This is a genomic window from Kitasatospora sp. NPDC054939, assembly GCF_053610105.1.
Map to the genome: position 1 here is coordinate 1 of NZ_JBSGXP010000234.1, position 7,959 is coordinate 7,959.

The window sequence follows — 7,959 nt, forward strand, 5'->3', positions numbered from 1 at the left end:
GGCGACCGCGGCCGCAGCGGCGGCGGCGGCGGCCGGGCGGGCGGCGGGGTCGGCGAGCAGGTCCGGTGCCTCGGCCAGCAGTTCGCGCGGGACGAGCACCACGGCCGTCGTCCCGCCGTACGGCGAGGGCCGCAGGTGCACCCGGATGCCGTGCCGCCGGGCCAGCCGGCTGACCACGAACAGGCCCAGCCGGTCGGTGTCGGCGAGGTCGAACTCCTGCTCCACGGTCAGGCGTTCGTTGATCTCGGCGAGGGCCTGCGCGCTCAGCCCGAGGCCCCGGTCGTCGATCTCCAGCGCGAAGCCGTGCGCGACCACCTCGCCCTGGACGGTGACCTGGGTGCTGGGCGGGGAGAACACCGCGGCGTTCTCGACCAGTTCGGCGATCAGGTGGGTGACGTCCGCGACCGCGCTGCCGAGCAGGCCGGTGCCGGGGAAGGGGCGCACCACGACCCGCGCGTAGTCCTCCACCTCGCCGACCGCCGCCCGCACCACGTCCACCATCCGCACCGGCTTGCGCCAGGCCCGGCCGGGCGAACCGCCGGCCAGGATGATCAGGCCCTCGGCGTGGCGGCGCATGCGGGTGGTCAGGTGGTCGACCTTGAAGAGGTCCTCCAGCTCCGTCGGGTCCTCGGTGCGCCGCTCCATGGTGTCCAGCAGGGTCAGCTGGCGGTGCAGCAGCACCTGGCTGCGCCGGGCCAGGTTGACGAAGACCGCGGAGACCCCGCGGCGCAGCTCGGCCTGTTCGACGGCGGCCTCGACGGCGGCCCGCTGGACGGCGTTGATCGCCCGGCCGACCTGGCCGATCTCGGCGGGGCCGAACTCCAGCTCCGGCGCCTCGTGGGCGACGTCCACCGGCTCGCCGCGGCGCAGCCGCAGCATCACCGACGGCAGGCGGCTGCCGGCCAGCTCGTTGGCGGCGTTGCGCAGTCCGATCAGCTCGCGGGCCATCCCGCGGCCGATCCGGTAGGAGATGAGCACCGAGAGCACCACGGCGAACAGGCCGATGGCCCCGGCGATGCCGCCGCGCCAGAGCAGCCCGACGGCGTACGAGTGGGCGCGGTCGCCGATCTTGGCGGCCAGCCGGGCGTTGATCGCGGCGAGGTCGCCGAGGGCCCGGTCGGCGGTCTCCCGCCAGAAGTCGCCGTTGATCGCCTGGCCGACCCGGTCGGGGCCGCCGGCGCCGACGAAGTCCGCCTCGGCGCGGGCGAGCGCGGCCCAGGCCTCGCCGCCGCGCAGGGCGACGTAGTCGGCCTGGTCGTCCGGGTCGAGCTCGGCGATGTAGACGGTGAACAGGGCCTGCTGGTTGTGCAGCGCGTCCAGGGCGACCTGGTACTGGTCGGGGGTGACCCGCTCGGAGTTGCGGATGCCCTCCATCGCCGCGTCCTCCTGGGAGAGGTACTCGCGGGCGCGCGCCAGCTCGATCAGGATGGTCCCCTGGCGGGGCAGTTGGCCGCTCTGCCGGGCGACGAAGGCCGAGCGGAAGGCGAAGGTCGGCTTCACCAGGTCGCTGTACTGGTCGAGCGCGAACTCCCAGTTGAGCGCCGAGCGGTTGATCTGGGCGCGGAGCGGTGCGAGCTGGTCGGCGGCGGCGAGGATCTGCACGTAGCGTCCGCGCTGGGAGGCGTCCAGCTTGCCGCCGGAGCTGCCGTCCTTCTTGTCGCGCAGCAGGGCGAGGTCGCGGTCGGTGGCGGCCTGGGCGGCGGCGAAGGCGTCGGCGGCGGCCCGGGAGCGCGGATCGGCCAGCCGCTGGACGGCGGCCCGGCGCTCGTTCTGCAGGTTCTGGGCGTACCGGTCGACGGGGGTGCCGAACTCCTCGTAGGTCTCCGAGACCTCCAGCTGGGTCCACACGTCCCCGGTGGTGGCGAGCGTCGCGTACGCCCAGAGGGCGGTGAGCGCGACGATGGGCACCATGAGCAGCGCGATGATCTTCGCGCGGATCGAGCTGCTGCGCAGACGCATGGAGTCCTCGGTGAGTCCTCGGTCGGGAAATGCTGCCGAGCGCTGGTGGGGGTTCGGGCGGGTCGGAGTCCTGGCAGAGGTCGGGCGGGGCGGCTCCTGGCTGGAGGTCTGCGAGAGCCTACTACGCCCTGACCACTCGTTCGAGGGTCGAATCCATCCTCGTCACGGCTTCCCCGCCGCGGTGTCCGGATCATCCCGGTGATCCCGTAATCACCCGCCGCCGGGATCGTCCGACCCGTGCCCCGGGCGGGCACTTTGCGTACGGGCATGTGCCGATCTCGTCGAGCCCCGGTCACAACCCTGGGCAGTGGCAGAGCAATCCGATAGCTTCGCCTTCACCCGTCCGGATCTCCGGGCGAGGCCGCAGACGGATCGGGGGGAGCGTGCGCGAGTTCTCCACGCCCGCACCGGCCGGCCTCCCGGTCACCGGCGGACTGGCCGACTCGCTGTACGACACCGCCGAGCGCGCGCCCGGCCTGGTGCAGCTCGCCCGCCGGGACGGCCCCGCCGGGGAGTGGCGGGAGGTCACCGCGCGGGCGTTCCGCGACGAGGTGCTCGCCCTCGCCAAGGGACTGCTGACCCGCGGCGTGCGCTACGGCGACCGGGTCGCCCTGATGGCCCGCACCCGCTACGAGTGGACGCTCTTCGACTACGCGCTCTGGTCGGTCGGCGCGATCCCGGTGCCCGTCTACCCCACCGCCGCCCCCGAGCAGGTCCGCTGGATCCTCGCCGAGACCCAGGCGGTGGCCTGCGTGGTCGAGGACGAGGACCACGCGATGACGGTCGGCGCGGTCTGCGACGCCCTGCCCGAGCTCACCGGCATCTGGCAGCTCGACCGGGACTGCGTCAGCGCGATCACCGAGGACGGCCGCGGTGTGCCGGACTCCCTGGTGCACCGCCAACGGCTGGGTGTCGGCGCCGAGAACATCGCCACCGTCGTCTACACCTCCGGCACCACCGGGCGCCCCAAGGGCTGCCTGCTCACCCACGGCAACCTGGCCGCCGAGGCCGACGCCCTGCTCGACGGCTGGCACGAGGCCCTGTACGACACCGGCGGCGCCCAGCCGTCCACCCTGCTCTTCCTGCCGCTCGCGCACGTCTACGGCCGGGCCGTGCAGATCGCGGCCGTCCGCGGCGGCTTACGCTTCGGCCACCTCCCCGAGCTCACCACCGAGGCGCTGCTCCCCGCGCTGGCGTCCTTCCGGCCGACCTTCCTGCACGCCGTCCCGTACGTCTTCGAGAAGCTCTTCCAGCAGGCCCGGCGCGCCGCCGAGGAGGCCGGGCGCGGTGAACTCTTCGAGCAGGCCAGGCTGGTGGCCGTGGAGTGGGCCGCCGCCCGGGAGCGCCGGGCCTTCGGGCGGGGTCCCGGCCCCGGAGCCGGACTGCGGCTGCGCCACGCCGCGTACGAGCGGACGGTCTACCAGCGGCTGCGGGCCGTGCTCGGCGGCAAGATCCGCAGCGTGATGTGCGGCGGCTCCACGCTCGGCCGCGAACTCGGCCTCTTCTACGCCGGCGCCGGCCTGCGGCTGTACGAGGGGTACGGGCTCACCGAGACCGCCGCCGCGATCACCGCCAACCCGCCCGGCCGGATCAAGCACGGCACGGTCGGCCCGCCGCTGCCCGGCGCCACGGTGACCATCGCCGAGGACGGCGAGGTGTGGGTGCGCGGCCCGAACGTCTTCGCCGGCTACCTCAACCACCCGCGCTGCACCGCCGAGTCGCTGTACGACGGCTGGTTCGGCACCGGCGACCTCGGTTCGCTGGACGAGGACGGCTACCTCACCATCACCGGCCGCAAGAAGGACCTCATCGTCACCAGCAGCGGCAAGAACCTCGCCCCGACCGCCCTGGAGGAGCGGGTGCAGGCCCATCCGCTGGTCTCCCAGTGCCTGGTCGTCGGCGACGACCGCCCCTACGTCGCCGCGCTGATCACCCTCGACCCGGCGGCGCTCGCACACTGGCTGAAGACGCACGGGCGGGAGCAGCTCGACGAGTGGGCCGTGCTGGCCGACGACGAACTGCACGCCGAGATCCAGCGGGCGGTGGCCGCCGCGAACTCCTCCGTCTCGCGCGCCGAGTCGATCCGCGCCTTCCGGCTGCTCCCCCGGGAGTTCAGCCAGGAACAGGGCCTGATGACGCCCTCGCTGAAGCTCCGGCGGGCCGCCGTCGCGGACTACTACGCGGGCGACATCGAGGAGTTGTACTCGGGCTGAGCCCGTCCGCGGTTCACCGCCGGTTCTCTTGACGGACCGTTTGGTCCAGTCCATTGTTTTGCCTCGGTCCGAGTGCGGCACGCCGACGGCTCCCACCCCCTCGGGGAGCGCCCCCACCGTTCACCCGCGCCCGCCCCAACGGGTGCGGTCTCCCCACGCAGGAGTCCCCACGTGTCCGTGTTCCCGCGCATGCCCGCACGCGTCCCCGCACGCCGCTCCGCGCGCATCCCGGCCCGCCTGGCCGCCCTGGCCGCGGGCGCCTCGCTCGCCCTGTCCGGGCTCGCCGCCCCCGCCTCGGCGGAGACCGCGCCCGCGCCCGGCCCGGTGGTCAACCTGGCCACCAACCCCGGCTTCGAGATCCCCGCCTCCTCGCTCGCCGACTGGGGCTCCGTCCCCGGCTGGCGCTGCACCGGCGGCCCGTCCGAGGCCAAGGTCGCCGCGCAGGCCCGCAGCGGCGGCTCCGCGCTGGCCGTCACACCGGCCGCCGCCGACTCCAAGGGCGAGTGCACGCAGACCGTCTCCGTCCGGCCGAACACCACCTACACCGCCTCGGCCTGGGTGAAGGGCTCGTACGTCTTCCTCGGCGCCACCGGCACCGGGAACGACGTCGCCCCCGCCTGGACGGAGCACACCCGGGGCGACTGGCAGCAGCTGACGACTCGGTTCACCACCGGCCCGAACGCCTCCAGCGTCCGGCTGTACGTCCACGGCTGGTACGAGCAGGGCCCGTACTCCGTCGACGACGTCCGGGTCGACGGACCCGCCCCGGCACCCGCCACCGCCAGCTGGAACGTCCCCACCGAGGAGCGCGTCGTCTTCATCACCGTCGACGACGGCTGGCAGCGCACCCCCGAGGCCGAGCAGGTCATCACCTCCCGGCAGGTGCCGATCACCGCGTTCCCGATGCCGATGCCGGCCGGCTTCGACCCCGGCTACTTCAAGCGCGTCACCGCGGTGCCCGGCTCGTCCGTGCAGAACCACACCGTCTCGCACCCCGACCTCACCACGCTCGGCCTCGCGGAGCAGCAGGCCGAGATCTGCGACGCCCGCGACAGCCTGACCCGGCTCTTCGGGACCCCGCAGACGGTGTTCCGCCCGCCGTTCTTCGCCTGGAACGCCGACACCCTGCAGGCCGCGGCCAACTGCGGCTACCGCACCGCGCTCACCGCAAGCGCCGACTTCAGCTGGGGCGCCTCCAACGTCTGGCACCCCGGCCCGCTCCAGCCCGGCGACGTGATCCTGCTGCACTGGACCGACACCCTCGCCGCCGACCTCGACCGCGCCCTCGCCGCGGCCGCGGCGGCCGGCCTCCGGCCCGCCCCGCTCGGCGACCACCTGCGCTGACGACCCGGTCGGCGCCCGCGCCCCGCGCCCACCGTGCCCGCCCCCGCCGTGCCCGCGCGGCGGGGGCGGGCGTGTGTGGCGGGCGGGGGCGTCCGGGTGACGGGCGCCGATATGTCATTTGATCGACAATTGCGGATCGGTGATCATGTCCGCCATGACCGCCGAGACCACCCTCGCCCGCGCCGCCGCCGCCGACGTCGCCGCCGGCCGCCTGCCCGTCGCCCGGCAACGCCTGCGCGGACTGGTCTCCTCCTGCCCGACCCAGCTGCCCGCCCGCCGGCGGCTCGGCGAGATCTACCGCTGCTACGGCGAGCCCGCCCAGGCCGGCCGCTGGACCTACCTGGAGGCCGACCGCGACCCCGGCGAGACCGCCGCCTTCGAGGAGCGGTACGCCCACCCGTACCTCCGGATGCGCGCCGTCGCCTGGCGCGGCTCCGAGGACGACGCCGCCACCGCCTTCGCCCGCGAGCAGCTCGCCGGGCTCCGGGCCGCCGCCACCGAGGCGGCCGGCCGGTCCACTGGTGGCCCGTGGACGGCGACGAGGACGGCCGCGGGGAGGGGGCCGCCGACGGGACGACCGACGGCTCGGACGTCCTGCTCGCGCTCGGCTGCGGGACGGTGGCCGTGCTGCTGCTCTTCCTCCTCGTGATCGGACTGATCACGGTCGTCGGGTGGTTCTGAGCCCGCGCCCGGCGGGAACCGTCAGACACGCCCTAGGGTCGGGGCATGACTGAGACCGGCTTCAGCGTCGTCACCACTACCCACGACGACGAGTCCCGGGCCCGCGAGCTCGCCCGTGCCGCGGTCGGGGCCCGGCTGGCGGCCTGCGCGCAGCTCCAGCCGATCCACTCGGTGTACTGGTGGGAGGGCGAGGTCCAGGACGCCGCCGAGTGGCGGATCGACTTCAAGACGCGCGCCGAACTCGTCGACCCGCTCACGGCGTTCATCGCCGAACGGCACGGCTACGACACGCCCGAGGTGATCGCCGTCCCGGTCACCGCGGGCTCCCCCGGCTACCTGGCCTGGGTCGCCGCCGAGACGGACGGGGCGCCCGCCGCGGAGAACGGGCGCAGCTGAGCCGCGGCCCGACGCCCCGTCACCCCGCCCCGCCCGACCGCCCCGGGCTGCCGGGACGGGTCGACGACCCGACGGCCGTCCGCACCCGCACCGACCGTCCGGCAGCCGATTGACACCCGGCGCGCACGGTGGTTCTAATGGCCGTGTGCAGCGTGGCGCCGGCCAAAGAGATGTGGGCCGGCCGGCGACCGGGCGAGCACCTTTCCGAGGGACGGCCTGACATGAGTTCACACTCCGCCCCCCTTTCCTGACCCCGCGTACGCGCCTGCGGCGGACCCGGCAGCCCTGCAACGACGGCTGCGCCGGCGGCTCCCGCCCCGACCGCGTGCACGCGCCGCGGTCCCGCTCGCGGGCGATCCAACCCCTTTCGTTCGGAGAACCCACACACGTATGTCCATGTCCTTCAACCAGCACGTCATCGAGGAGTTCCGCGCCAACGACGGCAGCGTCGGCGGCCCGTTCGAGGGCGGCAACCTGCTGCTGCTCACCACCACCGGCGCCAGGTCCGGCAAGCCGCACACCGTGCCGCTCGGGTACGTCCGCGACCGGGACGGCCGGGTGGTGATCGTCGCCTCCGCCGGGGGCGCGCCGCACCACCCCGCCTGGTACCACAACCTGCTCGCCCACCCGATGGTGGAGGTCGAGCTCGGCACCGCCGGCGAGGGCCCGGCGGCCACCGGGATCGAGGAGTTCGAGGCGGTCGCCGTCCCGGCCGAGGGCGCCGAGCGCGAGCGCCTGTTCGCCGAGGTCGTGCACGCCGAGCCCGGGTACGGGGAGTACCAGCAGCAGACCGACCGGCTGCTGCCGGTGGTGGTGCTGCAGCGCACCGAGGACCCCGGTATCGAGGTGACCAGCCTCGCCGACAAACTCCTGGAGGTGCACACCTGGCTGCGCGGCCAGCTGCGGCACGTCCGGGCCGAGGCGGACTCCTACTTCGGCGGAACGAACGGGGTCGGCGGCCCGGGTGGAACGGGCGGCGCCGCCGGCGGCCCGGGCCGGGCCCCGGTCGGGCTGGGGTTGCAACTGCGCCAGCACTGCCTGGCGTTCTGCGAGACGCTCACCGTGCACCACACCGGCGAGGACGCCGCCGTGTTCCCGGCGGTGGCGCGCAGCCATCCGCACCTGCGGGAGACCCTGGCGGAACTCGCCGAACAGCACCTGGGCGTCGCCCGCCTCCGGGCCGAGCTGACCGAACTGCTGACGGACCTCCCGAACGCCGACCCGGAGCACTTCCGCACCGAACTGGCGCGGATGACGACCGAGTTGGAGGCCCACCTCGCCTACGAGGAGGAGGCCCTGCTGCCCGTGCTCGCCGAGGTTCCGTTCCCACCCGTACGGCGCTGAGCGGGCGCGGGCCCGTCCGGCC

Annotated in this window: 6 protein-coding genes; 5 read left to right on the top strand and 1 reads right to left on the bottom strand. The window is 74.5% G+C overall.

The genetic code is table 11. From position 1 onward, the window contains the following. A partial coding sequence (locus ACWGB8_RS36965) for a sensor histidine kinase (protein ID WP_452218045.1) occupies positions 1-1,959 on the bottom strand: 1,959 nt, incomplete at its 3' end. Between the two features lie 383 nt (positions 1,960-2,342). Here ACWGB8_RS36965 and ACWGB8_RS36970 point away from each other — a divergent pair. The 5 genes from ACWGB8_RS36970 to ACWGB8_RS36990 all read left to right on the top strand — a co-directional run bounded on the left by ACWGB8_RS36970 (position 2,343) and on the right by ACWGB8_RS36990 (position 7,937). Beyond that, a complete protein-coding gene (locus tag ACWGB8_RS36970) occupies positions 2,343-4,172 on the top strand; it encodes an AMP-dependent synthetase/ligase (RefSeq protein WP_452218046.1) in 1,830 nt (609 codons plus the stop codon). Positions 4,173-4,343: 171 nt separating this feature from the next. Beyond that, a complete protein-coding gene (locus ACWGB8_RS36975; protein WP_452218047.1) occupies positions 4,344-5,516 on the top strand; it encodes a polysaccharide deacetylase family protein in 1,173 nt (390 codons plus the stop codon). A 154-nt stretch (positions 5,517-5,670) separates the two neighbouring features. After that, entirely contained in the window at positions 5,671-6,165 is a 495-nt protein-coding gene (locus tag ACWGB8_RS36980) for a DUF6584 family protein (RefSeq protein ID WP_452218048.1), read from the top strand. A 77-nt stretch (positions 6,166-6,242) separates the two neighbouring features. Beyond that, the gene (gene cutA, locus ACWGB8_RS36985; RefSeq protein WP_452218049.1) at positions 6,243-6,593 is read left to right on the top strand and encodes a divalent-cation tolerance protein CutA; all 351 of its coding nucleotides are present in this window, start codon (positions 6,243-6,245) and stop codon (positions 6,591-6,593) included. Positions 6,594-6,983: 390 nt separating this feature from the next. Then, entirely contained in the window at positions 6,984-7,937 is a 954-nt protein-coding gene (locus ACWGB8_RS36990; RefSeq protein ID WP_452218050.1) for a nitroreductase/quinone reductase family protein, read from the top strand. Positions 7,938-7,959: the final 22 nt, after the last annotated feature.